Below are 26,064 nucleotides of genomic sequence, written 5' to 3'. Positions count from 1 at the left end.
CTTAGGGTTTCGCTTTGTTTTTGTGTTCAAATGTATTACATTGACACTGCGTTTTGCAGCTGTTAAGATAAAGGTGTTGTTATTTAATGAACGTGAAAAATATTTTTTGTTTTGGCATATTCACAATATCTATTCCAGTGAATGGAACAAGGTTTAATTGATATGGGAGCAGAGAATCAATGTAAAAAATAGAGAGAGGGAGTTGCCTTTGAATAAGCAGAGAAAGACAATTAAAAGTAAAATATTAACTATATCCATCACTGTTTTGATGATTTCAAACATTTCTATCGGATTGTTGGGATATACCATTTCAAAAAATCAATTGAACGAAAAGGGAGAAGTCATTCTGGGCAATGCAGTAGAAGCTGCAATTCAGATGATAGAATTGGCTCAGAAAGGTGTGGATGAAGGCGTATATACACTTCCCCAAGCCCAAGAAATGGTGAAGGAAAAATTGTTGGGTAAAATGACAGCAGAAGGCACACGACCTAGAACTTCTCCTTTAGATTTAGGCCCAAACGGATACTTCGTTGTATACAGCCAAGATGGGGAGGAGATTGCACACCCAAGCTTGGAAGGGCAGAATGTTTGGAATACGAAAGACAAATCTAAGAATGAAATCTTATTGGTACAGGATAGTATCCATAAAGCAAAAAGCGGTGGCGGGTTTACCTATTACGATTGGACGCTACCCAATAGTGAAGCCATCGGTAGAAAAATAGTCTATAACCAACTGGACCCTAATTGGGGATGGGTTGTAACGGCAGGAAGCTATAGGACGGATTTTAATAGTGGCGCGATGAATGTTTTGAAATATACAAGCATCGGCGTTGTGGCCTTTCTCGTTCTAGTGACTGTCATTATGTACAATTTCTCCAACCGAATCGGTAGAGCCTTGGAGGCAATTACAGGGCGTGCAGAGAAGCTAGCGCATTTAGATGTCAGTGAGAACATCAGTGAAGCTTTAATCCATAGGAACGATGAAGTTGGTGCATTGGCCAATTCCTTTCAAAAAATTATTCATAGTTTGAGAGACTTTGTAAAGCAGATTGCCGATTCATCAGAACATCTTACAGTATCCTCTAAGGAATTGAGTCAATCCAGTGAACGATCCTTCTTATCTGCAAATGAAGTGGCGAGAGTGATTGAAGATATCGCTCAAGGGGCTACCCATCAGGCTGCGGATACAGAAAATGGAGCAAGACATATGAATGATCTAGGAAGATTGGTAGAAAGTAACGATGAATACTTAAGGGAGCTTAATTCCTCAACAGCGGAAATCGGTCAATTGAAAGATGAAGGATTTGCAATCTTAAAGGAACTGATAGAAAATACGGAGGCCAATAATAGAGCGATTGGAAGTATTTATGAATCCATCCATAGCACGAACCAAAGTACGGGGAAAATAGAAAATGCAAGTAATATGATAAGAAGTATTGCAGAGCAAACGAATTTATTGGCTTTAAATGCAGCTATAGAAGCAGCAAGAGCAGGGGAGGCAGGACGAGGCTTTGCTGTTGTAGCGGATGAAATTAGAAAATTAGCAGAGGATTCCAATGGATTTACGGCGGATATTACGGCCATTGTCAGTGATTTAAGCAGTAGAACTCAGCAAACTGTAGCAACCATGGACGAAGTTGCTAAAATTACAAAAATACAGAGTGCAAGTGTACAGGAAACCAATGAGAAGTTTATTGGTATTGCAAGGGCTATTGAGCGTTCTACCAATATCATTGATTTTCTTAATACTTCTGGAAAAGAGATCATGGATAAAAAAGATACGGTTGTTGAAGTCATTGGGACATTATCTGCCATATCGGAGGAAAATGCAGCAGCAACGGAAGAAGCTTCTGCATCTGTAGAGGAACAAACAGCAGCAATGGCGGAAATTGCAAATTCAAGCCATCGCCTGGAGGAATTGGCACTGAGCCTGCAGGAAAGTGTAGTAAAATTTAAGTATGAATAAGGGTTAATAAAAAGAAATGTAAGCTTTCTATCAAATTTAAATTCTAGTGATACAAAAATCCATGCATAAAAAAGGGCAATTTTTCCTTTGTGTATGGATTTTGTTGTTGAAGGCAATCAATGAACTGAGAATATAATGGTTGAAACATATTCGTATTTAAAGTAAACTATTAAAGTAAGAATCTGTAATAACTCTAATCATTGGTATGAATGATTCTCTTTTTTAAGGAGGGAAGCTTTTTGAAGATAGATACTCGTTTGTTAAAGAAAATGGATTTTGGCTTAATTGTTGTTGTTCTGCTGATTTGTATCATTGGTGTTGTCGTAGTTGGAAGCGCTACTTATAGCTTGGGTAGCGAGCGATATATTAAAACTCAAGTGATTTCCATTGTGTTGGGAATCATGGCGATTGTCGTCATTATGTTGTTCGATTATAATACATTCGCTAAGATGTATGTTCCCATCTATATTGTTTGTAATGCCATGTTACTAGCAGTATTCGTATTTGGTAAAGGGAGTGAGGATTGGGGGGCACAGCGATGGATTCGATTTGGGAGCTTTGGTTTTCAACCCTCTGATTTTGCAAAAATAGGAATTATTATCTGTTTAGCAAAAATGCTGGATGATAATAAAGATAATCTGCACAGGCCTCAAGTCATATTTAAGGTTTTATTATTTGCAGGCTTCCCCATGGTATTGATACTGATGCAGCCAGATTTAGGAACTACCTTAATTTTTGCGTCTTTTGTATTTGGAATGCTTTTTGTAGCAGGCTTAAAATACAAGTATATTCTCATTGCTATGGCTACAGGTGTGGTCTTAACACCCTTGGCTTGGTTTGGTGTACTCCACCCCTATCAGCGGCAGCGGGTCTTTATATTTTTAAATCCAGAGCAAGATCCTCTAGGTGACGGATACCATACGTTACAGTCTAGGGTTGCTGTAGGTGCCGGTATGATTTTTGGGAAAGGTCTATTCAATGGAACCTCCAATCAATTTGGTTTTTTACCGGAAAAGCATACGGATTTTATTTTCTCAGTGGTTGCTGAGGAGCTAGGCTTTCTGGGAGTAACCGTTCTGATTTTGTTATACTTTATCATGTTATATAAATGTATTAAAATTGCACGAGAAGCAAAAGATGATTTCGGAGCTTATTTGGTTTCAGGAATTACGTTTATGATTGCATTCCATATTTTTCTAAATATTGCTATGACCATTGGGTTGGCCCCTGTTACAGGAAAGCCTCTACCTTTTGTGAGTTATGGAGGAACCTTTATGCTGACGAATATGATGGCACTGGGCCTCATTCTCAATGTAAATATGCGTAGAGATAAAATAAATTTCTAATGGAATGCTTTAAAATACTTTAAATTTAATTTGCAATTTGAAAGGTGGTGGTAGGAATGGATTCGAGTCCTGAAGATTGTAGGCAGGATTTGTTAATACTTTTAAAATTAAATAGGAAAGATGAAATTTCTATCACTGATAGGAACTTCTCTTTCTAGAAAGAGGTGCCACATGAATGAAAAAATATTAGAATTAATTAACGAGAAAAAATTTGTAGCCCTAAAGACGGAACTTGCGGATACCATGGCAGCAGATATCGCTGAAATTTTTGATGAGCTGGATGAAAAAAATACAATCATTGTATTTCGACTATTACCGAAGGATAAGGCAGCCGATGTGTTTTCTTATTTAACATCACAGCAGCAATTGGATATTGTTTCATCCATCCATGAAAGTCAAATCAATGAAATCATTGATGAGCTGTATTTTGACGATATGATTGACTTCCTTGAGGAAATGCCTGCAAATGTGGTAAAAAAAATACTGGGATCCTCTACGGAAGAAGAGCGAAAGTTGATCAATCAATTTTTAAACTATCCAGATACTTCCGCTGGTAGCATTATGACCATAGAGTATGTGGATATAAGAAAAGAAATGACAATTAAAGAGGCTTTGGAGCATATAAAGAAAACAGGGGTCGATAAAGAAACCATCTATACCTGTTACGTATTAGATGATAAGAGGAAGCTGGAGGGGATCGCTTCTTTAAGAAAGCTGGTACTATCGGATGAGAATCTTCGCATCGAAGAAATCATGAACGAGGAATTTATATCCACCTATACACTGGATGACCAAGAAGAAATTGCGAATTTATTTAAAAAGTATGGTTTAATCACGTTACCAGTCGTTGATAAGGAAGAAAGGCTGGTCGGTATCATTACGGTAGACGATATTATGGATGTCATCGAACAAGAAAACACCGAGGACTTCCAAAGAATGGCTGCTATGGAACCGACAGATGAAGAATATTTAGATTCAGGAGTTTTTACCTTAGCAAAGCAAAGAATTCTTTGGCTTTTAATATTGATGATATCCGCAACCTTCACAGGCAAGATTATCAACGGATTTGAGTCTTTACTACAGGCGGCAGTAGTACTGATGGCGTATATTCCCATGCTGATGGATTCAGCAGGAAACTCTGGTTCCCAATCTTCTACGTTGATCATTCGTGGATTGGCTTTGGGAGAAATTGAAACGAAGGATTATTTGAAGGTGTTCTGGAAGGAGCTTCGTGTCAGTATCATCGTAGGATTTATTTTATCCGTTGTAAACTTTATTCGGATTTTAGTTATGGACAGTGTCGAGCCTGCGGTTGCATTGACCGTTTCTGTCACTTTAATGGTCACTGTAATTATGGCGAAGGTAATTGGTGGACTGTTGCCAATTGGTGCTAAAAAAATGAAGCTAGATCCAGCGATTATGGCAGGGCCTATGATTACGACCATCGTAGATACACTATCCTTAATCGTGTACTTTAATATGGCACGTATATTGCTGAATATTTAATATGATCTACTTTTAAAATGTTAGTGAAGGAACTAATATTTTAAAAGTAGATTTTTTTGATCTTATAATATAATTCCTTATGTATTTTAAGGATAATTTTTAAGTGTTCAGTTAAAAATAATGGTATCAACAAAATGGGAGGAAAGTTTATGAAGAAATTTAGTGCCATATTTTTAATACTGATATTAAGCATATCTTTTATGAGCGTATTGTACTTAGAGAGAAGCTATGGCCAGACTCTTGCGTGGGGCTCTAGCGGAGAAGATGTTCGGATTGCACAGTCTAGATTGAAGCAATGGGGGTATCTAGAAGGTGGCGTGGATGGAGTTTTTGGAAAAACCACCTATGATGCCGTCATAAAATTTCAAAAAGCAAATGGATTGACGCCAGATGGCGTTATCGGGGCACAGACCAGAGTTGCTCTCGGAATGTCCTCCAATAATACGAAAACCAATACACCTGCTAGTAGAGGTGTATCAAGAAGTGACGATATTCACCTTCTTGCAAGAGCAATTCATGCAGAATCTAAAGGAGAGCCTTATTTAGGGCAGGTAGCAGTGGGTGCTGTAATGTTAAATCGAATCAAGCATCCTTCCTTTCCAAATACCTTGGCTGGTGTTGTCTATCAGCCCTGCGCTTTTGAACCTGTGAAAAATGGAACCATCAATGAAGCACCGGATGATTCTGCCTATAATGCGGCAAGGGATGTATTGAATGGATGGGACCCTACAGGAGGAGCAATCTATTTTTGGAATCCATCTACAGCGACCAGCAAGTGGATTTGGAGCAGAAAAGTCACCCTTACCATAGGAAGGCACGTATTTGCACATGATTAAACCATATATAAATTTAGGTAGAATTACACTACGATAGTGGAGGGATATTATGAGAAAGTATACGCTTCCCATTGCGCTGTCCTTAGCGATGGTCGCAGTTCTGGGCTGGGGAATCTATCAATATAATGAAAAAAATGATTACCATACATATTTGGATATACAATTTCAAAGACAATTTTATGAATTGATTGGACACGTAGAAAATGCCCAAGTAAACCTGTCAAAGGCTATGGCATCAGGGTCCAATAAAGATATTGTAAAATTTTTAAACGATACAGTCCAGCACTCGTATATGGCGCAGGAAAAGCTGACCCAGCTTCCTTTCCATCATGGCGGCATCCGAGGAATTGAAAAATTCTTAAGTCAGCTGGGGGATTATAGTACAGCAATGCTGAACAAATCCTTGGAAGGTGTCGTATTAGAAGAAAAAGAGCTGAATACCATGGTGGAGCTCCATGATTATGCCATTAGCTTATCTGAGCAGCTGGTAGAGCTTCAACAGAAGGTTGCATCCGGTGGTGTGAATTTTGGAGATTTGAGAAGAGAAGGAAACCGAAACTTAAAGGAACTTGAAAACCAAATGAAGGATTTTAATTTAATTACTTTTGAAGAGCGATTATTAGAATATCCGGAGCTGATATATGACGGTCCTTTTTCTGATCACTTAAAAGATGTAAAGCCTAGATTGGAAGGGAAGGAAGTAAAGGAAGAAGAAGTGCCGAGTATTATTACAAAAGCATTTGAAAATCATAAAAATGATAAAATCAGTGTAACTGGTCAAACAAGGTACCAACCACTGGAGGGATACTATGTTAGCATTTACAATGATAATACTGAAAAGGGCTATGAAGCAACGGCTGCGGTCAGTAAAAAGGCGGGTAAAATTATATGGTATATGAATCCTGTCCAAACGGGTAAAAGCAATATCGATAGAACAGAAGCTGTCAAAAGAGCAGAGGAATTTTTAGAAAAAATCGGCTATACCAATATGAAATCTACCTATACCATGGCCTATGAAGGACAAATTGTGATTAATTTTGCTTATGAGCAGGAAGATGTACTGATTTATAGCGATTTAGTCAAGGTAAAAGTGGATTTAGGAAATGGCAATGTAATCGGCCTTGAAGCTCAAGGATATTTATCCAATCACTATGAGAGGGCGATAAAAAAACCAGCAATATCAGAGGATGATGCTAGAGAAAGACTGTCCAGCAGTGTCACAGAACAGTCGGTAAGACTAGCCATGATACCGATCCCTGGAGGCAAAGAGATATTGACCTATGAATTCAAAGTGAAGTTTGGTAAGGATACTTATTTAGTTTATATCGATGCAGAAACAGGAGAGCAGAGAAGAATGCTGTTGATGGTGGATCAAAAGGATGGAACGCTTGTAATTTAATAGACTCAGAAGTATTTTTAGAAATTTAAGAATTTAAAGAGGAAGGTATGATGAATCGGATAATCATATCTTCTTTTTTATGGCACATTTCTTCATGGGGTGAATAAAAATATAATATAGAGGAAATGGAGTGGTTAGCCTATGAGCACATTAGAAAAGCTTTCAAATATAGTGTCAGAAACGGCAAAATCCCTAAGTAAGAAATCGGGAGAATTTATAGAAGTCGGCAAACTAACTTTAGATGCACAAAAAAAGCAGGAAAGAATACAAGAGATCTATGAAGAAATGGGCGAATATGTCTATAGCAGATTAAAAAGAGGGAGCTACGTTACAAAGGAAGAAGTGCTGACTTGGATTCAGCAAATCCATCGATTGGAAGAGGGGATCGAAGACTCTGAAAAGATGGCATTGCGAATTAGAAACATAAAACATTGTCAGCACTGTAGAATCCAGTTAGAAAAAGAAGATAATTATTGTCCTATTTGCGGAAAATATGCAGGTTGATTCGTTAAAAAGGCTAGTAGCAGGAATTCTTGCTACTAGCCCTCATTTTTTCCATGTATCCAGTTCATAATTTTTCTTACTATTGACTACGATCCCTCTATCCAAAATTTTATCTCGATCCTCTCTTTCATAATGACATTCAGTAAAGGTGATCTGACATTGCACTCTATGTTTACAAGTGTTACAAGCTATTTTTTTTAAATTTGGCTGCTGTTTTTTTGATAAATTTCTTAAAACGATGTATTCTTTTTTATTTTTTACTGCTTCTTTGATATACGGTCGAACAGTTTTTGTATAATAGGCTTTAATTAAAAATACAGCTTTTTTACGATCCATTGGGCGTATCAGCTCTATGGATATGATATTATTAGAAATAGTACCACGAATTGTTTTTGTATCAACTTGAATTTGAAGTTCCTCATAAGGGACATCCAAAAAGTCCGCCTTCGGTATGATTTTCCCATTGAGCTTGATTGGGAATAAGTCATCTAAATTATAAGATTCTTGTATATAAATATCGAAATGCTTGTTAAAAAATCGTGTCTTCAGCAGTGTGAATACAAGATAGATCATAGCGGCAGAGCCTATAAGCGCTAAAATTATTATTGTATAGGTTGACATAATAAACCCCCTTTTATTCCATTCTACCATATTAAAATATTAGGGTTTACTGGGTAATTTTAGATGGATAAAAATACATGTTATCCAATGGATATAGATGAATATCTTCCAATGGTAGATTAAAAAAGACAGTAGATGTATATACTATTGGATAAAAATAAGATAGCAGTTTTTGTTTTAAAAAAAGCTTCTAAGGAATGCTTCTTTAGAAGCTTTTTTTATAATATAATATAGTGTAATATGGACTCTATATAGGAGCAAGAGAAAGATTGGTGGTAAGAATATGATAGAAAATTCAGCGAGTTTACCCATCGGGGTTTTCGATTCAGGTGTAGGTGGTATCAGCGTATTGGCAGATTTAATCCATCAGCTACCCAATGAACAATACATATACTTTGGAGATTCTGGAAATGCCCCCTATGGCGTTCGAAGTAAAGAAGAAGTAAAAAAATTATCTTTTAATGTGGTTGATAAACTGTTAAACTTTAATATTAAGGCTGTGGTTGTTGCATGTAATACAGCCACCAGTATCGTAATAGAGGAGTTAAGAAAACGATTGGATATTCCAGTGATCGGTATGGAGCCAGCATTAAAGCCTGCCATCGAATTAAATAATTTTGGAAAAATCGTGGTGATGGCAACGCCGGTTACACTAAGAGAAAAAAAATTCAATGATTTAATTATGAAATTGACAGATACAGACCGTGTAGTTAAGATGCCATGTCCAGGGTTGGTGGAAATTATAGAGCAGCAAGGGGATCACGATGCCGAGATCGAAGCTTATATTCGAAGGATTTACGCATCCTACCAGTTAGACACTGTAGGAACCGTAGTTTTAGGCTGTACCCATTACGTATTTATTAAGGACATGATTGCCAAGGTAGTAGGACCAGAAGCCACTGTAATTGATGGCAATTTTGGAACAGCTCGGCATGTAAAGGAGCTCCTAAAGCAGAGCGAGGCTTTAAATACGGATGGTACCTATAGCCAAACCTCGGTTAGGATAATGAATTCCAGCAAGGATGCAAGTATGATTGCTTTAAGTCAGAGCTTGTTGGAAAAAAGACTAAAGGATTTAAATTGGTGTGGCACTATAAAATATATCTAGGGGGCAACAAAATGGAAACGATTAAATTATCACTTTATGAAAAAAACAAAGAAACGGGAATCTTTGAAGATCTGTTGGGGGCATACGTATTAGAGGATCATGTAGCCCTGTTAGATAAGGCCTATGCAGTGGATGAGAATGGACTGAAGGTTCATCTATATTTAACTGTAGCTGGCGAAGTAGAGGATTCAGAATATGAAGCGATCTATGAGCAATACGATGGGGAAGGCTTCAATGACATGGACGTAACGATTGAAGAGGTGGAGGATAGCTATAATCCAACATGGCTATTTATTTTTGACTTTATAGCGGATTCCGATGAAATGGGCGAGATGATAGACCATATTTTAGAGATCCATAACAGTGAACTCGAAAGAATCTTAAAAAATATTAGAACTACCAAATAAAGAATATGAGGTTGCAGGGAGAAAAACGATGAATTTAATAACTGTAGAAAATATTAGTAAAAGCTATGTAGATAAGAAACTTTTTGAAAATATTACATTTGGCATCCATGAGGGTCAAAGAATCGGACTGATTGGGGTCAATGGAACAGGGAAGACCACGCTTTTAAAGGTCATTGCAGGCATCATTGAACCGGACAGCGGCAAAAGAGTCGTATCGGGGCAAGCGGTCATTGAATACTTATCCCAGAATCCAATATTTGAAAAGGGCTCCACAGTGCTGGAACAGGTCTTTAACAGCAGTAATCCTTTGCTTCAACTGGTTTATCAGTATGAAATGACACTAAAAGAAATAGCCAATCGTCCAGAGGATGTGCACCTACAAAAAAAGCTTGCAGAGCTGAGCCAACAAATGGATAGCAATGGGGCATGGGAATTGGAATCCAATGCGAAAGGCGTCTTAATCAAGCTGGGGATTAAAGATTTTAATATGAATGTTGAACATTTATCTGGCGGTCAGCGAAAAAGGGTGGCTTTGGCAAGGGCACTGATTCAGCCTTCGGATCTATTGATCTTAGATGAGCCGACGAACCATATCGACAATGATACTGTTGAATGGCTGGAGGAATACTTAGGGAAATGGAAGGGTGCATTGCTTTTGATCACCCATGATCGATACTTTTTAAATCGCGTTGTGAACAATATTTTAGAATTAGATGAGGGCAATTTATATAGTTACGAAGGAAATTATGAACAGTTTTTAGAGAAAAAAGCAGAAAGAGAAGAAAATAATTTGGCCCTCCAAAGAAAACATGCTTCTTTATATAAAAAAGAACTGGCTTGGATGAGACGCGGTGCTAGGGCTAGAACGACGAAGCAGAAAGCTCGGATTGAAAGATTTGAGGATTTACAGAACCAAAGCTTTAAAACAAGCAACGATCAGGTTAATATGGCTCTTGGAGCAAGCAGATTGGGTAGAAAGGTTTTGGAGCTAAAGGATATTCATAAAAGCTATGGCGATAAAAATATCATTCATAATTTTAGCTATGTCTTTAAACCGGGAGACCGTATTGGCATCATTGGAAGAAACGGTCTTGGAAAATCTACATTGCTCAATATAATCGCAGGAAAAATATTGCCAGATAGCGGTGAAATAGAAATCGGTCAAACTGTAAAAATGGCTTATTATGATCAGGAAAGTGAAGAGATGGACCCAGAAATGAGGGTCATTGATTATGTGAAAGAAGCAGGAGCATTCATAAAAACAGAGGATGGCAGTAAAATAAGTGCTTCTCAAATGTTGGAAAGATTTTTATTTACATCCAATGCCCAGTGGGCACCCATCGGAAAGTTATCCGGTGGAGAAAGACGGAGACTCTACCTATTAAAGAAATTGGTTGGAGAACCCAATGTCCTACTATTGGACGAGCCCACCAACGATTTAGATATTCAAACCCTCACCATTCTGGAGGATTATTTGGACCATTTTCCGGGGACTGTTATCATCGTTTCCCACGATCGATATTTTCTAGATCGAACCGTAGGTCAGTTACTGATATTTGAGGGACAAGGCAGCATCGATGAATATACTGGCAATTACTCTGATTACGTCAATATGAGAAAAGTAAACAAGGTGGAGGAGCGTAATGAGAGACCGACTACCCCTGTGAAAGAAGAGACCGAGGTTGAGACCATCAATAAAAATGCGAAGCCTGTGAAGCTATCCTATAAAGACCAGAGGGAATACGACGAGATCGAAGCGGTCATCGCAGACATAGAGAAAGAATTAGAGGATGTTGCAGCGAAAATAGAGGGTGCTTCCAATGATTTTGTATTGCTCCAGGAATATCTAAGCAAACAGAGTGATTTGGAACAGAAATTAGAGTTAAAAATGAAACGATGGATGGAACTTATAGAATTGGTAGAGGAAATCGAAAAAAACAAAGAGGAAAAGTAACCAACTAAAAACATAATCCTTCATCATAGATGAATATACTTTATATATAAGATTGGTTGATGAAGGAGAAAATTTATGTCGAATAAGAAACTACTTAAGGGAGCGTTTATACTTGCCTTAGCAGGGCTTGCAGCAAAATTTCTCGGTGTATTTTTTAAAATTCCATTACAGAGATTAATCGGAGATGAAGGCATGGGGTTATTTGGGCTACCGTACCCGCTATATACCCTGATGCTTTCTATTTCTATTACTGGATTTCCAGCGGCAATATCCAAGCTGATATCAGAAAGATTAGCCTATGAAGATATAGAAGGAGCCAATCGAATATTTAAAATTTCTCTTGCAATGCTGATGCTCATTGGTCTATTTTCCTCTGCCTTTCTGTTCTTTGGTGCAGAATACATCATAGCGCTATTAAACTGGCCTCAGGATGCGTATTATTCCATTCTAGGCTTATCCATAGCGCCACTTTTTGTATCCATTATGTCGGCTTTCAGAGGATATTTTCAGGGGATGCAGTTCATGGGACCTACAGCAATCTCGCAGATTGTGGAGCAAGTGGGAAGGGTGGTCATCGGCGTTGGACTATCCTATTATACAATTTCTATGGGAATTGGATATGCAGCAGGTGCAGCTTCCTTCGGTGCTTCGGCGGGAGCGATACTGGGGGTTGTCGTTTTAGTAATCTATTATTTTCTATTCAATCAGGGTCCTAGAAGAATTTACTTTAAGCCCACCAATAAAGATATTCAACAGAAAATGTCATCTTGGGAGGTGGTAAGGGAGATCATATGGTTTGCTATACCCATTTCTATCGGCGGTGTATTAAGCTCTATCATGACCCTAATCGATGCTGTTATGGTACCGTCCCGATTAATTCAGGGGGGGTATTCTTCAGCAGAGATTACCGTACTCTATGGACAGTTGACGGGGAAGGCTGTTACCCTAGTCAATGTGCCACTTACCTTCAGTATTGCAATGGCTGCCAGTATCATCCCAGCCATTGCAGAGTCCTACAGTAAAAATAATAGTTATGAACTAAAGCATAAGATTAAATCGGCAATGAAGACCACCATTATCATCGCTCTACCTGCAGCAGCTGGACTCTACCTATTAGCACCACAAATTATAGGGCTCTTATGGGGGCAGGGAGAAGCAGGAGGCCATATTTTAAGGATATTATCCTTCAATGTTATTTTTATTTCCATAGGGCAGATCCTAGGAAGTATTCTCCAAGGCATGAACAGGGTCTATATCCCTTTAAGAAGTCTTCTGATCGGTGCCATCATAAAAGTGGTTGTCAGCTATTATTTACTGATGAGTTCGTTGAATATCTTAGGTGCCGTTATGGGGTCCATTGCGGGATACTGTGTAGTGATGGTGCTGAACTATATTGAAGTAAAGAAAACAATTGGATTTAAAATTGAAATAAAAAATAGTATTTTAAAACCGATCATGGCCACAATTTTTATGACGCTGGCTATTTATTATATCCATCCGTGGATGCAAACCAGATTGCAGAGTGAAAATATAGCCACTCTAATATCCGTTGCAGCCGCCATGATAGTGTATTTTCTTACGATTTATATTTCAAAGGCAGTTGATCTAAAAGAGTCCATCATTGGAAAAAGATAAATATTTAAAGAAAATTATGCGGCAAATCACTTTTGTGGTTTGTCGTTTCTTGTTATAGAAAAATTTAAATGGAATGGATATTAAAGTTTGAAGTCGAATTAAAAAGATGAGCTTTGAAATAGGACTAATTTAAGACTAAAGTAATATTGCAAAAAAACAAACATATTATTATAATATATACCATATGTAGTATAGAGCATGTCAAAAACACTATAGGAGGGATAACATGGCTGTTTCCAAGGTTCAGAAGAGAAATGGTGAAATTGTCGATTTTAATGGCGGTAAAATCAAAGAGGCCATATTTGCTGCTGCAAAGTCTGTTGGAGGTAGTAATGAAGTTCAAGCAACGAAGTTATCTAAAATATCAATAGAGATTCTTAATGAAACCTACGGCACAGGCGTACCCTCTGTAGAAGATATACAAGATATTGTAGAGAAGGTTCTAATTGAAGAAGGACATGCAAAAACTGCAAAGGCATATATTTTATATCGTAAAAAGCATGAGGAAATAAGGGAAATTAAAAACCTATTTATGGATGCTGAAAAAATGATAGAGGAATATGTCAACCTAGAAGATTGGAGAGTCAATGAAAATTCTAATATGGGCTTTTCACTTCAAGGATTAAATAACCATATCGTTGAAAGTATCAGCAAGAAATATTGGCTGAATAAAATATATAGAAAAGAATTAAGAGATGCCCATATTAAGGGAGATTTACATATCCATGACCTAGGCCTATTGGCACCATATTGCTGTGGATGGGATTTAGAGGACTTCTTAAGAAGAGGGTTCAAGGGAGCAAAAGGGAAGGTGGAGTCAAAGCCTCCAAAGCATTTTGAATCAGCTCTCGGTCAATTAGTGAACTTGCTCTATACATTACAAGGGGAAGCCGCAGGAGCTCAAGCGGTTTCTAGCATTGATACCTATTTAGCACCATTTATCTATTACGATAATCTTTCCTATGAGCAGGTGAAAAAAGCCATGCAGCGTTTCGTATTCAACCTCAATGTTCCGACGAGAGTAGGATTTCAGACACCATTTACCAATATTACATTGGATATAACGCCCCATGAACTGTTAAAGAAGCAGCCTGTACTCATTGGTGGAAAGCTCATGGACAAAACATACGGAGAATTTCAAAAGGAAATGGATTTATTCAATGCGGCTTTCTGTGAAGTAATGGTAGAAGGCGATGGCGCAGGAAGGGCTTTCAGCTTCCCGATTCCGACTGTGAATATCACAAGAGACTTCCCTTGGGATTCAGAGGTGGTCAATTCATTGATGGATATGACGCGGAAATTTGGTACCCCGTATTTTGCCAACTTCGTAAACTCTGATTTATCTCCAGAAGATATTCGTTCTATGTGCTGTAGATTGAGACTGGACAATCGGGAGCTTAGAAAAAGAGGTGGCGGACTATTTGGAGCGAATCCTCTGACAGGGTCCATCAATGTTGTGACATTAAATATGGCAAGAATTGGCTATACATCCACTTCCATGGAGGAATTTAAGAAAAAGGTGAGAGCCTTAATGGAAATTGCAAAGGAAATCTGTGAGACGAAAAGAGATGTACTAGAAAAATATATGGATGCAGGATTATACCCTTATTCCAGATACTATTTAGACGGTGTAAAAGGTGGAACTGGAGAATATTTCAAAAATCATTTCTCTACCATTGGGTTAAACGGCATGAATGAAGCCTGTGTCAACCTTCTAGGCGTGGATATCACCACGGAAGAGGGGAATGAGTTTGCTGTAGAGATCATGGAATTTATGAATCGGGTCATTCAAATATTCCAAGAGGAAACGGGAAGTCTTTGGAATCTAGAAGCTTCCCCAGCAGAAGGTGCTGCCTACCGGTTTGCTAGAATGGATAAAAAGATGTATCCGAGAATCTTTACCCAAGGTGAAAATGAACCGTACTATACGAACTCTACACAGCTGCCAGTGAATTATACCAAGGATGTTTTTGAAGCCATAGAACTACAAGAAAAGCTACAAAGTCTATATACAGGCGGAACTGTGCTCCATGGCTTCATCGGTGAAGAGATTAAAGACATAGAAACCTGTAAGATGCTGATTAAAAAGGTCATGGAGAGAAGTTCGATTCCATACTTTACAGTGAGTCCTACATTCTCTGTATGCTCCGACCATGGATACTTAACCGGTGAGCACTTCGAATGTCCACAATGCGGCAGAGAGGCTGAGGTTTGGACTAGGGTTGTAGGATTCCATAGACCTGTTCAATCATGGAATAAAGGAAAACAGGAAGAATATAAGGATCGGCAGGAATTTGATGCAGACAGTAGCCTGGAGCATCTTGAGGTTAAAATTGAAGAAAACAAAAATGTAGGTTAATCCTATGAACATTATAGGAATTGAAAAGTCTTCCTTTATCGATTATCCCAATTATATTTGCACCGTATTCTTTACGGGAGGATGCAATTTCAGATGTCCATACTGCCACAATAGTCCGCTTGTACACAATATTGGAGAACGGATTGAAGTGGAGGATGCCATTGATTTTCTAAAAAAGAGAAAAAGATTTGTAGAAGCTGTCTGTATTTCTGGCGGAGAACCCACCCTTCAACGGGATCTATACGATTTTATTTACCGGATAAAAAAAGAAGGATTGCTCGTTAAGCTGGATACCAATGGAACGAATCCAATTCTTTTAAGGAAATTAATAGAGGATCAGCTATTGGACTATGTGGCCATGGATATCAAAGCGCCTTTAAATCAATATGAAATGGTGACACAAGTAAATGTGAATATCCATGATATTCAAGAAAGTGTCCATATTCTACTGGAAAACAAGGTGGATTATGAGTTTAGAACGACTCTATGTAAAGAACTCCTTACAGTAGAGGATATTCAATCCATAGCAGAGAAGATTACAGGTTGTAGAACCTATGCTCTTCAAAACTTCAGGGATGGGGCTACGGTTTTGGGCGGACAACATCGACTCACGCCTTATAGTAGCGAAGAACTAAAAGAAATGGAAAAGAGCCTATCTTCCATATTGGGAAATATTATTGTGAGATAATTTAAAATGAGCACCTACCGACTAAAACCGTAATCTGTTTTAGTCGGTAGGTGTTTTTAGTCATAAAGATCATAGTTCAAGGAATTGAATTGGTTTTTTAAACGATAGCGGTTATTTATTCTGATCTAACAGCTGTTGTTCTCCCATCTCTACTAGTTTTCTTACCATATATCCAGTATGATTGGATGCCAAAGCTGTGGGATCAGTTACACCGAATTCTTTACCAATTTCTATCTTGTATTGCTCTAAAGCTTGACGAGCCTCTGGAACAGCTAATCTATTTTTACTCAATGAGATCAACTCCTTCTAAAAATTGAAAAGCAACTTGCAATTATAGGATGTGATAAATAAGAGAGAAATATACTGAGTCTATAGGAGAATTAAAAATCTAGAGAACTATCATGAAAATATAGTTGCGAAATATGAAGATATTAAACTCTGCTACAAGGAATTCATATAAATAAGCAGAATATTAATAGGATGGATTCTAAATAAATATTTAAAACTAAAAATGAAGATAGCAAAAGCAAGGATATATTTTGAACCAGTTAGAATGTGGGAATGGAGTGAGAATATGTTCATAAAGGAATTAAAGGAAAGCATGTTGTTACCGCAGGAGGAAATTTTGATTAATCGCAGGGTCTATATTCGTGGAATACCTGCCCATATCATCTCTCTAACCAAGGAAAAACACAGAAATGCCCTGTGGGTTTTATATGAGGGCGCCAGTGGTTCATCTGAAGAGATGGAAGACATTTACGAAATAGATGGGGAAGAAAGAATCGGTAATAAGACAAATAGACAAGACATTGTAGACCCTATGCATAGAGAAAGGAATGCTCGGAATATAGGGTTTATATCGGAGATAACAATTCAAAATCAGAAGTTGATATTTACATCCTCACAAGGATACCATTTACACGATAGGCACTATGAAGGTTATATGCAGCTTCAGCATTTTATAGAAAAGGGATTGGATTTAGAGGGCTTGAATGAAATCAATGTGAACAATTTAGTAATACAGTGCTATGCTCAGGATGAGAATCCAGAGTTTCCAGAGATCGATCTTTCGAAGGCGCTGGATATTACCTTGAAGATTGGAAGCGATTTTAAAAGGGAATTGATGGACCCGCCAATGGCATCCATTCAGCTTCGGTTTAAGGAATATGAAAAAGAACATAAATTTTCTTTCTTTGATCCTGTTGAAAACGAAAACATAGAATTCTATATCAATAAAATGGAGCATTACGATGTTTGGGAGGAAACGAAGAAAAGAGTAGAAAAAGAATGGCCAAAGATTGCATCAAAGGATGAGATTGAACAAATCAAAGGGGAGCTCTTCGATACCATAGAACAAATTTGTCCAAAGGGAATGGATTTAGCCATAATGGAATATGAATCGGAAAAAGATGTCCAGCTGAATTTTTATACAACAGAATATCTAGACAGTAAACCAATCCATCGTTCCTCTTCTGTTGGGATGATTTTTTCACCAGAGAATAAATTGGGACAGAATGGCTTTACAAATAGAATTTGTATGCTCAAGCCTGTGGCAAAGGATTTTAATGAGGCTATTGAAATCGAACTATTATATTGGTTTAGAGAGATACCGGAAGAAATTATCCATATTTAAGAAATCAATAGAGAAGGGGAGAGGCTATCGTGTTTCGTACTTTAAGTAATATTGGAGAGAACCTAAATAAAGAAGGCATCCTATGGGCTGTTGGTGCTTCCATCGTATTAAACCATTATGGTCTTGTACAGCATCCCAATGATATCGATCTTTTAGTTGATGTTCAAGATATGGAGAAAGCAGACCGAATTCTGCAAGAAATGGGACAAAAGAAAGGGCCAGAAAAAACAGATGTATATGCCACTCAATACTTTTATGAATATATGATCAAAGGGTTCGATGTCGATGTGATGGCTGGATTTGAAATTAAGCATTCTAATGGAAGCTTTCAATATAAATTTGACGAAAACTCCATTTCTACTATGAAAGAAATACATGGGATTAGCATTCCATTAACTTCTTTAGAAGATTGGTATATCTTATATCAATTGATTCCTCATAGAGAGCATAAAGTACAGATGATAGAAAATTACCTATTATCCAATGGAATCGGTAAAAGATTCCTGATGGAAAGGACATTGGCGCAGGAATTGCCAAGGGAAGTTAGGTGTAGGATAGAAAATTTGTTAGCACAATATCCTAAGGAAAAGGAATGGATTTAAGTGGAATAGATCAATGATTTCTACGGGAAACAGTATAGTTTTTTGGGAAAGGAAATATAGGAAAAAAGGAGTGAGGGGCATGATAAGAAAATTAACAGAAAGTGATAGGGAACTTACCTTAGCATTTTTAAATGACGAACCTGCAATGAATTTATTTATAATCGGAGATATTGAAAACTTTGGATTTCATGAAGATTTTCAAGAACTCTGGGGTAGTTTTAATGACTTAAATCAAATGGAGGGCGTATTGCTAAGATTCCATGAAAACTTCATACCGTATTATAAAGATAACAACTTCGACATAGAAGAATTTAAAAAGATCATCGGCTCCCAAGAGATTCCAAAGAAAATCATTTCTGGAAAAGAGCGGATCGTTGAAAACTTTAAAGATATATTGAGAACATCGAAGGAAAAATCCATGTATTTCTGTGAAATCAAAGATGCCAATAAACTAAAAGAATATGGAAATCAAATAAAAATTGCAACAGAAGAGGATGCAGAGAGAATCTATAATTTGCTGGAAGACATTGAGGAATTCCAAACGACGGATACAAACTCGGTAGAACGCATTGAAAAGGTGATTGCATCCAAAACAGGTAGAATCTATTTCATAGAAGGTGAAAATGGAGAATTGGCTACGGTTGCCCAAACGACTTCAGAGACAGCAACTGCTGCAATGGTGGTAGGGGTTGCTACAAAAAAGGAATATCGCGGGAAAGGGCTCATGAGCCAATGCTTGTCTAAGCTCTGTCACGACGTTTTATTGGAGGGAAAAACACTCTGCCTGTTTTATAGCAATCCAAAGGCAGGGAGTGTGTATCACAGCATTGGATTCGAATCCATTGGTAAATGGATGATGTTGGTGGAAGGAAGAGCGAACTAGGCTTTATAAGAAAATAGACCGTACAATAAGAACTTTTTAGGAGGTAACACTATGTTTAAAGAGATGAGAAGAAAAGATAGAGAAATAGGAAGAGAAGAAATTGAAGAGATTTTAGTGAAAGGAGAATACGGGTTCCTTTCTACCATCAGTGGCAATGGATATCCTTACGTAGTTCCGATCAGCTTTGTTTATTACAATAACAGCATATATTTTCATTGTGCTACCGATGGACATAAATTGGAGAACATCAAAAATAATAATAAGGTGTCCTTTAGCGTAGCTGTCGATACCGAAGTATTGCCTCGAAAATTTACCACGAAATATCAAAGTATTATAGCCTTTGGTACTGCAAGGGAGATAGAAGGCGATTTAAAAGAAGAAGCTTTATTTGAGCTGATAAAAAAATATTCTCAACAATTTTTGACCGAAGGAAAGAAATACCTTCACAATGCAAAAGACAAAACAAGGGTGATGAAAATAGAAATAGAGCACATAACAGGAAAAAGCAATGGTTAAGATAAATTGTAGGATTGCGCTTTTAATCCATAGTTCAGGAGGAATAGTACTATATGAAAATTAATTTTGTTCCATGTGATTTTTTAGATATCGAAGAATTTGTAGATGAATATGAAGCATCCTTAGCTTCTCCCATCGATTCATTTTTGGAGGATCATGTTATGGAAAGCCAATGTTTTGCAATTGCTATGGATACAGTCTATATCGGATATTTTTCGGTATATGATAAAGAACTGCTGACACAATTTTATGTAAGAAAACCCTATCGATCTCTAGGTCAGGAGATATTCTTTAAAATTAAGAGGATGAAGAACATAAGGTGTGCCTTTGTATCTACGGGAGATGAATTTTTTCTATCCCATGCCTTGGATGAATATAGAACTATGGAAAAACAAGCTTATTTCTTTCAAGATGCAAAAGATTTAATAAAAGAGGGAAAAATAGACCAAACTATTCATATTCGATTGGCCGAAGAAAGGGATATGGAAGAGGTCGTAGAAAAGAGTGAAGGGTTCTATGATAATCTAGAAGAGAGCATATGGAATCAAGAAATTTATATTGCCGAAAAAAGCAATAGGATCGTGGGCTTTGGGATTATAGAAAACGGTTCTATCATGCGAAACTACGCAAGTATCGGTATGTATACCGTAGCAGAATTTAGGCAACAAGGCATTGGTAGAAATATCTTATTGATGCTGAAAGAGATCGTATATAGCAATGGTATGAAGCCAATTGCAGGGTGCTGGTACTATAACCATGAATCCAAAAAAACATTAGAAAGTGCAGGTATGTATACGGATACAAGATTATTAAAAATCCACTATTAATATTTCAATGGAGGGTCAGAATGAGCGAAAAATATTTAAAGCCAGAAGATAAAGTTTTAAGAGAAAAGCTAACGCCAGTGCAGTATGAAGTTACACAGAACAATGCAACGGAAAGACCATTTACTAGTGAGTACAATGCTCACGACGAGGAAGGACTCTATGTGGATATTGTCTCCGGAGAACCTCTCTTTAGTTCTAAGCATAAATTTGATGCCGGCTGTGGCTGGCCAAGCTTTACAGAGCCTATTGAGCATGAAAATGTATTAGAGAAAAAAGATAGGAGCCATGGCATGATAAGAACAGAAGTGAGAAGTAAGCATGGTGATTCCCATTTAGGTCACGTATTCAATGATGGACCGAAGGAAGCTGGTGGACTTCGATACTGTATCAATGGCGCTTCTCTGAAATTTATCAAAAAAGAAGATTTAGAAAAAGAAGGATATGGAGAATATCTTAAAATTTTTGAATGATAGAGAAATTTTTTTTATTTAATGTAGTGTAGAGCCTTTGAATAACGAATATATGGGTATGATATCACTGTAGGGAATTAGAATATATCGAAATGAAGAGGTGAAGATTATGTTAAAAAAATTGGAATATAAAAATATGGGAAAAAGTAATCTGGGATGGCTGAATAGCACTTTCCATTTCTCTTTTGCTGAATATCGTAATCCTGAAAATATAAACTTTGGCGTTTTGAGAGTGATCAATGATGACTTAATTCAAGGGAATACTGGCTTCGATATGCATCCCCACAAAGATATGGAAATTATATCTTATGTGGTGGATGGAGAACTGAGTCATGAGGACAGTATGGGAAATAAAGGGACCATTACTAGAGGAAATATTCAATACATGAGTGCGGGTACCGGCGTTTATCATAGTGAATATAATCGAGGCAATGATCCTATGAGGCTATTGCAAATTTGGATATTCCCAGATGATAAGGGACATGCTCCCAACTACGGAGAATATAAATTTGATTGGAGTGCAAGAAAGAATCAATGGTTACACCTTGTATCCAGCAAAGAAGGAAGTGCACCTGTAAAAGTAAATCAAGATGTAAACTTTTATGTTGTGGAATTGGACACTGGAGATCAAATTGATTTTCCTATAAAGGAAAACAGACAAGCATATTTAGTACAAATCGAAGGAACTTCTCAAATCAATGATGTTATATTAAATGCGAAAGATGGCATGGAAATTGTGGAAGAGAACATTTCAATTACTGCTAAAGAAACATCCCATATCTTAATTATTGAAATGGAGAAAGAATAATCGCTTTAGGGGGAGAAATAAATGAAATACTATGTAGTCGATGCATTTACAGACACCAGATTTGGAGGGAATCCAGCTGGTGTAGTGATCCATGAAAATCTGACGGAGGAATTTATGCAACAATTTGCTTCTGAAGTAAGATTCTCCGAGACAGCTTTTATAAAAATAATCGATGATTTAAATTTTGAAATACGATTTTTCACACCGAATTCAGAAGTGGATTTATGTGGACATGCTACCATTGCTTCATTTAAAGCATTGCTAGATAATAAGAACGTTCACGACAATGGCCAATATTTCATAAAAACTTTAGCAGGAACTTTACCTGTATATATAAAAAATTCCTTTATCATGATGGAGCAGGCAGAACCAATGTTAGGGGAAACCTTTGAAGACTACGAGGTATTGTCTAAAATATTCAACATCCATAAGGATCTTATAGGAGATGAACGGTGCTCTTTAGTTCCCCAAGGAGCCAGCACAGGGCTTTGGGACATAATGCTTCCGGTAAAGTCTAAGAAGGCTTTATATGATATCCAACCTAATTTTAAAGAGCTTGCAGAATTCTCAAGTAACAACAATGTAGGAGGAGTTCATGCTTTTACCTTAGATACAGAAGAAGGAACGGCTTTATGTAGGAACTTTGCACCACTTGTTGGTATTGACGAAGAAGCAGCTACAGGAACCTCCAATGGAGCATTGACCTATTATCTATTTAAGAATGGCGTTGTTAAAGAATTTGATCAAGAATATGATTTCCTGCAGGGATATAGCATGGGAAGGCCTTCTAGGATTACCACAAAGCTCATCCATCCAAATAACCCGAAAGTAATGGTAGGCGGTAGGGCAGTGATTTTAACTAGGGGTGAATTGATTTAGAACTATGGTAAGTTGGTGAGATAAGAGCGTAGCCGTAGCCTAGTTCAAGGCTCTTTTTTATTGTAAATTAAAATCAAATAATTTGTAAAATAACCATGATATATAAATTATTTGATTTTAAATAAGGATATTCCTTCTAGACTTTTAAAAATGATAAAAATGGTGATAATGTAGAGAATGAATATATGAATCAGCAGTTTTAAAGAATAAATAAAAAAGACAATAATTAAATAAATTAAAGTATATTTTACATATATTAATAAAAAATATTTTTTTGTATATTTTTTTAAATTTTGAATTTAATACTATTAATATTATTAAAAATATAGTATAATGATTTTCATAGGACATATACATATATTTTCCAGTAGGAGTTTTTGGAAAATCCTGTAAAAATAGAAATTATAAAATTTATTAAAGAAAGAGGAAGATGAAAGTGGAGAATCATTTTAAGGGATTAAGTCAAAGTGAGGTAGAGCAATCACGACAAAAAAATGGTACGAATGCTTTAACCCAGCTAGAAACAGAAACCTTTTGGCAAAAATTTATTGGAAATTTCGATGATCCAATTATAAAAATATTAATTTTTGCCTTAGTAATCAATGTGATCTTTGTATTCATGGGAAAAGCACATTGGTATGAAGCGGTGGGTATCGCAGCGGCTGTGTTACTTGCAACACTTGTAAGTACATGGTCAGAGCATAGTAATGAAAATGCTTTTCAAAAGCTGCAGGAAGATGCATCTAAGATTAAGGTAAAGGTTTTTAGAAATGGTAAAATTGAAGAAATCTTAATTGATGATATCGTTGTTGGGGACTTGGTCGTATTACAGTCAGGGGATATGATTCCTGCCGATGGAAAACTCATTGATGGTGAAATGAGAGTCGACCAAGCAACGCTTAATGGAGAGTCTAAGGAAGCTAAAAAATTCGTTATGCCGAGTGACTATGTAGAAACTGAGGAAGAAAAGAAAAAGAGCTTCTTCAACGAATATAAGCTGTTCAGAGGAACTGTTGTAGTCAGCGGTCAAGGTGTTATGGAGGTCCTGACGGTTGGTGACAATACACATTATGGCCAATTGGCGCAAGAAATGCAGACAGGAGAAAGAGAGTCTCCATTGACTGTTAAGCTTGAAAAATTAGCGGGCCAAATTTCTAAATTTGGTTATATCGGTGGTGGATTGATTACGATTGCGTATTTTTTCCAGCAAGCCGTCATTGAAAATAATTTTAATATGGCTCAAATTGCTGCGTACTTTAGCAATTGGTCCACTCCTTTAAATGATTTAGTAACCGCTGTTATTCTGGGTGTTATCATTATCGTTGTTGCTGTTCCAGAAGGATTGCCGATGATGATTGCCATGGTACTATCCTTAAATATGAGAAAAATGCTGAAAGATAACGTACTCGTTAGAAAATTAGTTGGGATCGAAACAGCAGGTGGGTTGAACATCTTATTTTCAGATAAGACAGGTACCATTACGAAGGGGCAGCTTGAAGTTGTAGAATTTATCACTGGAAATATTAAAAGATTTAACAGCTATAATTCCATTGATAGTAATCTAAAAAAGATTGTACATTTATCGATCACAGAAAATACGAATGCCCTTGTGAGTGAAGAAATCGATGAAAAAGGACACCATAAAATAATTGGTGGGAACGGTACAGAAAGAGCTGTATTAGGATTTATAGATCATAAAAATGAAAGTGCAAAACATGGGGTAAACAGAGTAAAAACCATGCCTTTCAGTTCAGATAAAAAATATTCAGCAACTCAGGTTAAAGGGGAATACAACTTAACTCTGATTAAGGGCGCACCAGAAAGAATGATTGCAAAATGCAATTCTTATTATGATGAAAATGGAAATAAACAAGCTTTCAATAACCACGCTGAACTTGAAAATCTAATGGATGAAATGGCAGCGAGAGCGATTCGATTATTAGCCATCGCAACGACAGAAGAAGATTTAAATGAAGATGGCGAGTTCAATAATTTGACCTTAGTAGGAATTCTTGCAATCAGAGACGATGTAAGGGCGGAAGCAACACAAGCGATTAAAGAAGTGCAGGAAGCTGGAATTCAAGTTGTTATGATCACTGGAGACCGAAGAGAAACTGCAATCTCTATTGCAAAGGATGCTGGTCTCTTAACAGAAGAAAGCCATTTGGTTTTAACCTCGGATGAACTTCAAAAGCTATCTGATGAGGAATTAAAGAAAATGCTGCCAAATATCCGTGTAATTGCAAGAGCATTGCCAACGGATAAATCTAGACTGGTAAGACTTTCACAGGAACTAAACCTGGTTGTTGGTATGACTGGAGACGGTGTAAACGATTCACCTGCGCTTAAACAAGCAGATGTTGGATTTGCAATGGGCTCTGGAACTGAGGTAGCAAAAGAGGCTGGAGATATCGTTATTTTAGATGATAACTTCCAATCCATTGCTAAAGCTGTACTGTACGGAAGAACCATCTTTAAGAGTATTCGAAAGTTTATCATTTTCCAATTGACAATCAACGTGTCTGCTGTATTGATTAGCTTTATCGGACCATTTATAGGAATTCATGAAGCTCTTACAATCACTCAAATGCTATGGATTAACTTAGTTATGGATACATTGGCTGCCATTGCATTTGGTGGAGAACCTGCATTGAAGCGATATATGAAGGAAAAGCCGATGAGAAGGGACGAAAATATCCTTTCAAGCCAAATGAAGTCCGCTATTGGCGTTGGAGCAATCTATACAGCGGTGGTTAGCATTTTATTCTTAACATGGAAAACCATTGGTAATATGTTTATTGATGGCAGCCAAGGGCTACACCATATGACTGCATTCTTCAGTTTATTCGTTCTAATTGCAGTGTTCAATGGTTTCAATGCGAGATCATCCAATAAAAACATATTCGAGCATATTGGACAGAATCCAAATTTCTTAAAAGTTATGGGATTGATTGTAGTCGTTCAAATCCTTATGACTTATATCGGTGGCGTAATTTTAAGAACAACCCCACTTGATTTTAATGAGTGGTTAATGGTCCTATTACTTTCAGCATCGATTATACCAATTGATTTAATAAGAAAATTCTTAGTAAAATCAGACGAAGCTTAATAAAAAAT

22 protein-coding genes and 1 pseudogene are annotated in these 26,064 nt (G+C 37.1%); 21 read left to right on the top strand and 2 right to left on the bottom strand.

The genetic code is table 11. The features are described from left to right. Positions 1-208: 208 nt before the first annotated feature. From CLOS_RS10820 to CLOS_RS10795, 6 genes are all read left to right on the top strand, one after another. Positions 209-1,966, top strand: a complete 1,758-nt coding sequence (locus CLOS_RS10820; protein ID WP_049753833.1) for a methyl-accepting chemotaxis protein — start codon at positions 209-211, stop codon at positions 1,964-1,966. Between the two features lie 239 nt (positions 1,967-2,205). After that, positions 2,206-3,312, top strand: coding sequence for a rod shape-determining protein RodA (gene rodA / locus CLOS_RS10815; protein ID WP_012159919.1), 1,107 nt, complete (start codon positions 2,206-2,208; stop codon positions 3,310-3,312). A gap of 171 nt (positions 3,313-3,483) precedes the next feature. Continuing rightward, positions 3,484-4,818, top strand: a complete 1,335-nt coding sequence (gene mgtE / locus CLOS_RS10810; RefSeq protein WP_012159918.1) for a magnesium transporter — start codon at positions 3,484-3,486, stop codon at positions 4,816-4,818. Positions 4,819-4,967: 149 nt separating this feature from the next. Next, positions 4,968-5,654 carry a spore cortex-lytic enzyme gene (gene sleB, locus CLOS_RS10805; RefSeq protein WP_012159917.1) on the top strand — a complete coding sequence of 229 codons (687 nt, stop codon included), beginning with the start codon at positions 4,968-4,970 and terminating at the stop codon, positions 5,652-5,654. A 49-nt stretch (positions 5,655-5,703) separates the two neighbouring features. Continuing rightward, the gene (gene ypeB, locus CLOS_RS10800) at positions 5,704-7,053 is read left to right on the top strand and encodes a germination protein YpeB (RefSeq protein WP_012159916.1); all 1,350 of its coding nucleotides are present in this window, start codon (positions 5,704-5,706) and stop codon (positions 7,051-7,053) included. 141 nt (positions 7,054-7,194) lie between these two features. Beyond that, the gene (locus CLOS_RS10795; protein WP_012159915.1) at positions 7,195-7,557 is read left to right on the top strand and encodes a hypothetical protein; all 363 of its coding nucleotides are present in this window, start codon (positions 7,195-7,197) and stop codon (positions 7,555-7,557) included. A 42-nt stretch (positions 7,558-7,599) separates the two neighbouring features. Here the strand turns inward: CLOS_RS10795 and CLOS_RS10790 are convergent, their stop codons facing one another. Further along, complete coding sequence (locus tag CLOS_RS10790) at positions 7,600-8,178, bottom strand: hypothetical protein (RefSeq protein WP_012159914.1); 579 nt, start codon at positions 8,176-8,178, stop codon at positions 7,600-7,602. A gap of 283 nt (positions 8,179-8,461) precedes the next feature. On the opposite strand from CLOS_RS10790, the gene murI reads away from it, so the two are divergent. The 6 genes from murI to CLOS_RS10760 all read left to right on the top strand — a co-directional run bounded on the left by murI (position 8,462) and on the right by CLOS_RS10760 (position 16,329). Next, positions 8,462-9,286: a glutamate racemase gene (murI, locus tag CLOS_RS10785; protein ID WP_012159913.1), complete on the top strand. Its 825-nt coding sequence runs from the start codon at positions 8,462-8,464 to the stop codon at positions 9,284-9,286. An 11-nt stretch (positions 9,287-9,297) separates the two neighbouring features. Then, positions 9,298-9,693 (top strand): DUF6762 family protein, encoded by a 396-nt coding sequence (locus CLOS_RS15315; RefSeq protein ID WP_012159912.1) that lies wholly within the window; start codon positions 9,298-9,300, stop codon positions 9,691-9,693. 28 nt (positions 9,694-9,721) lie between these two features. Beyond that, on the top strand, positions 9,722-11,647 hold the full coding sequence (locus tag CLOS_RS10775) for an ABC-F family ATP-binding cassette domain-containing protein (RefSeq protein ID WP_012159911.1): 1,926 nt from the start codon (positions 9,722-9,724) through the stop codon (positions 11,645-11,647). Between the two features lie 75 nt (positions 11,648-11,722). Then, positions 11,723-13,282 carry a putative polysaccharide biosynthesis protein gene (locus CLOS_RS10770; RefSeq protein WP_012159910.1) on the top strand — a complete coding sequence of 520 codons (1,560 nt, stop codon included), beginning with the start codon at positions 11,723-11,725 and terminating at the stop codon, positions 13,280-13,282. Between the two features lie 226 nt (positions 13,283-13,508). Beyond that, a complete protein-coding gene (locus tag CLOS_RS10765) occupies positions 13,509-15,641 on the top strand; it encodes a ribonucleoside triphosphate reductase (protein WP_012159909.1) in 2,133 nt (710 codons plus the stop codon). Positions 15,642-15,645: 4 nt separating this feature from the next. Beyond that, positions 15,646-16,329, top strand: a complete 684-nt coding sequence (locus tag CLOS_RS10760; protein ID WP_012159908.1) for an anaerobic ribonucleoside-triphosphate reductase activating protein — start codon at positions 15,646-15,648, stop codon at positions 16,327-16,329. Positions 16,330-16,440: 111 nt separating this feature from the next. Here the strand turns inward: CLOS_RS10760 and CLOS_RS10755 are convergent, their stop codons facing one another. Further along, positions 16,441-16,620 carry a small, acid-soluble spore protein, alpha/beta type gene (locus CLOS_RS10755; protein ID WP_012159907.1) on the bottom strand — a complete coding sequence of 60 codons (180 nt, stop codon included), beginning with the start codon at positions 16,618-16,620 and terminating at the stop codon, positions 16,441-16,443. A 220-nt stretch (positions 16,621-16,840) separates the two neighbouring features. Here CLOS_RS10755 and CLOS_RS15310 point away from each other — a divergent pair, with 220 nt between their 5' ends. From CLOS_RS15310 to CLOS_RS10710, 9 genes and pseudogenes are all read left to right on the top strand, one after another. Continuing rightward, positions 16,841-17,962: a hypothetical protein gene (locus tag CLOS_RS15310; protein WP_198006284.1), complete on the top strand. Its 1,122-nt coding sequence runs from the start codon at positions 16,841-16,843 to the stop codon at positions 17,960-17,962. A 29-nt stretch (positions 17,963-17,991) separates the two neighbouring features. Next, positions 17,992-18,564, top strand: coding sequence for a nucleotidyltransferase family protein (locus tag CLOS_RS10745; protein WP_012159905.1), 573 nt, complete (start codon positions 17,992-17,994; stop codon positions 18,562-18,564). A 79-nt stretch (positions 18,565-18,643) separates the two neighbouring features. Then, positions 18,644-19,447, top strand: coding sequence for a GNAT family N-acetyltransferase (locus tag CLOS_RS10740; protein ID WP_012159904.1), 804 nt, complete (start codon positions 18,644-18,646; stop codon positions 19,445-19,447). A 51-nt stretch (positions 19,448-19,498) separates the two neighbouring features. Next, positions 19,499-19,963, top strand: a complete 465-nt coding sequence (locus CLOS_RS10735) for a pyridoxamine 5'-phosphate oxidase family protein (protein WP_012159903.1) — start codon at positions 19,499-19,501, stop codon at positions 19,961-19,963. A gap of 53 nt (positions 19,964-20,016) precedes the next feature. Then, on the top strand, positions 20,017-20,790 hold the full coding sequence (locus tag CLOS_RS10730; RefSeq protein ID WP_012159902.1) for a GNAT family N-acetyltransferase: 774 nt from the start codon (positions 20,017-20,019) through the stop codon (positions 20,788-20,790). 32 nt (positions 20,791-20,822) lie between these two features. After that, positions 20,823-21,260, top strand: a pseudogene (gene msrB, locus CLOS_RS10725) (peptide-methionine (R)-S-oxide reductase MsrB); the annotation flags it as partial. 109 nt (positions 21,261-21,369) lie between these two features. Then, the gene (locus tag CLOS_RS10720; protein WP_012159900.1) at positions 21,370-22,068 is read left to right on the top strand and encodes a pirin family protein; all 699 of its coding nucleotides are present in this window, start codon (positions 21,370-21,372) and stop codon (positions 22,066-22,068) included. Positions 22,069-22,089: 21 nt separating this feature from the next. Then, the gene (locus CLOS_RS10715; protein WP_012159899.1) at positions 22,090-22,947 is read left to right on the top strand and encodes a PhzF family phenazine biosynthesis protein; all 858 of its coding nucleotides are present in this window, start codon (positions 22,090-22,092) and stop codon (positions 22,945-22,947) included. A 436-nt stretch (positions 22,948-23,383) separates the two neighbouring features. Next, a complete protein-coding gene (locus CLOS_RS10710; RefSeq protein ID WP_012159898.1) occupies positions 23,384-26,056 on the top strand; it encodes a calcium-translocating P-type ATPase, PMCA-type in 2,673 nt (890 codons plus the stop codon). Positions 26,057-26,064 lie beyond the last annotated feature (8 nt).

The sequence above is a fragment of the Alkaliphilus oremlandii OhILAs genome (assembly GCF_000018325.1).
In the GTDB taxonomy this organism is placed as follows: Bacteria; Bacillota; Clostridia; order Peptostreptococcales; family Natronincolaceae; genus Alkaliphilus_B; species Alkaliphilus_B oremlandii.
Note: the sequence above shows the minus strand (reverse complement) of the source record. Positions and strands in the feature narration are given on the sequence as shown.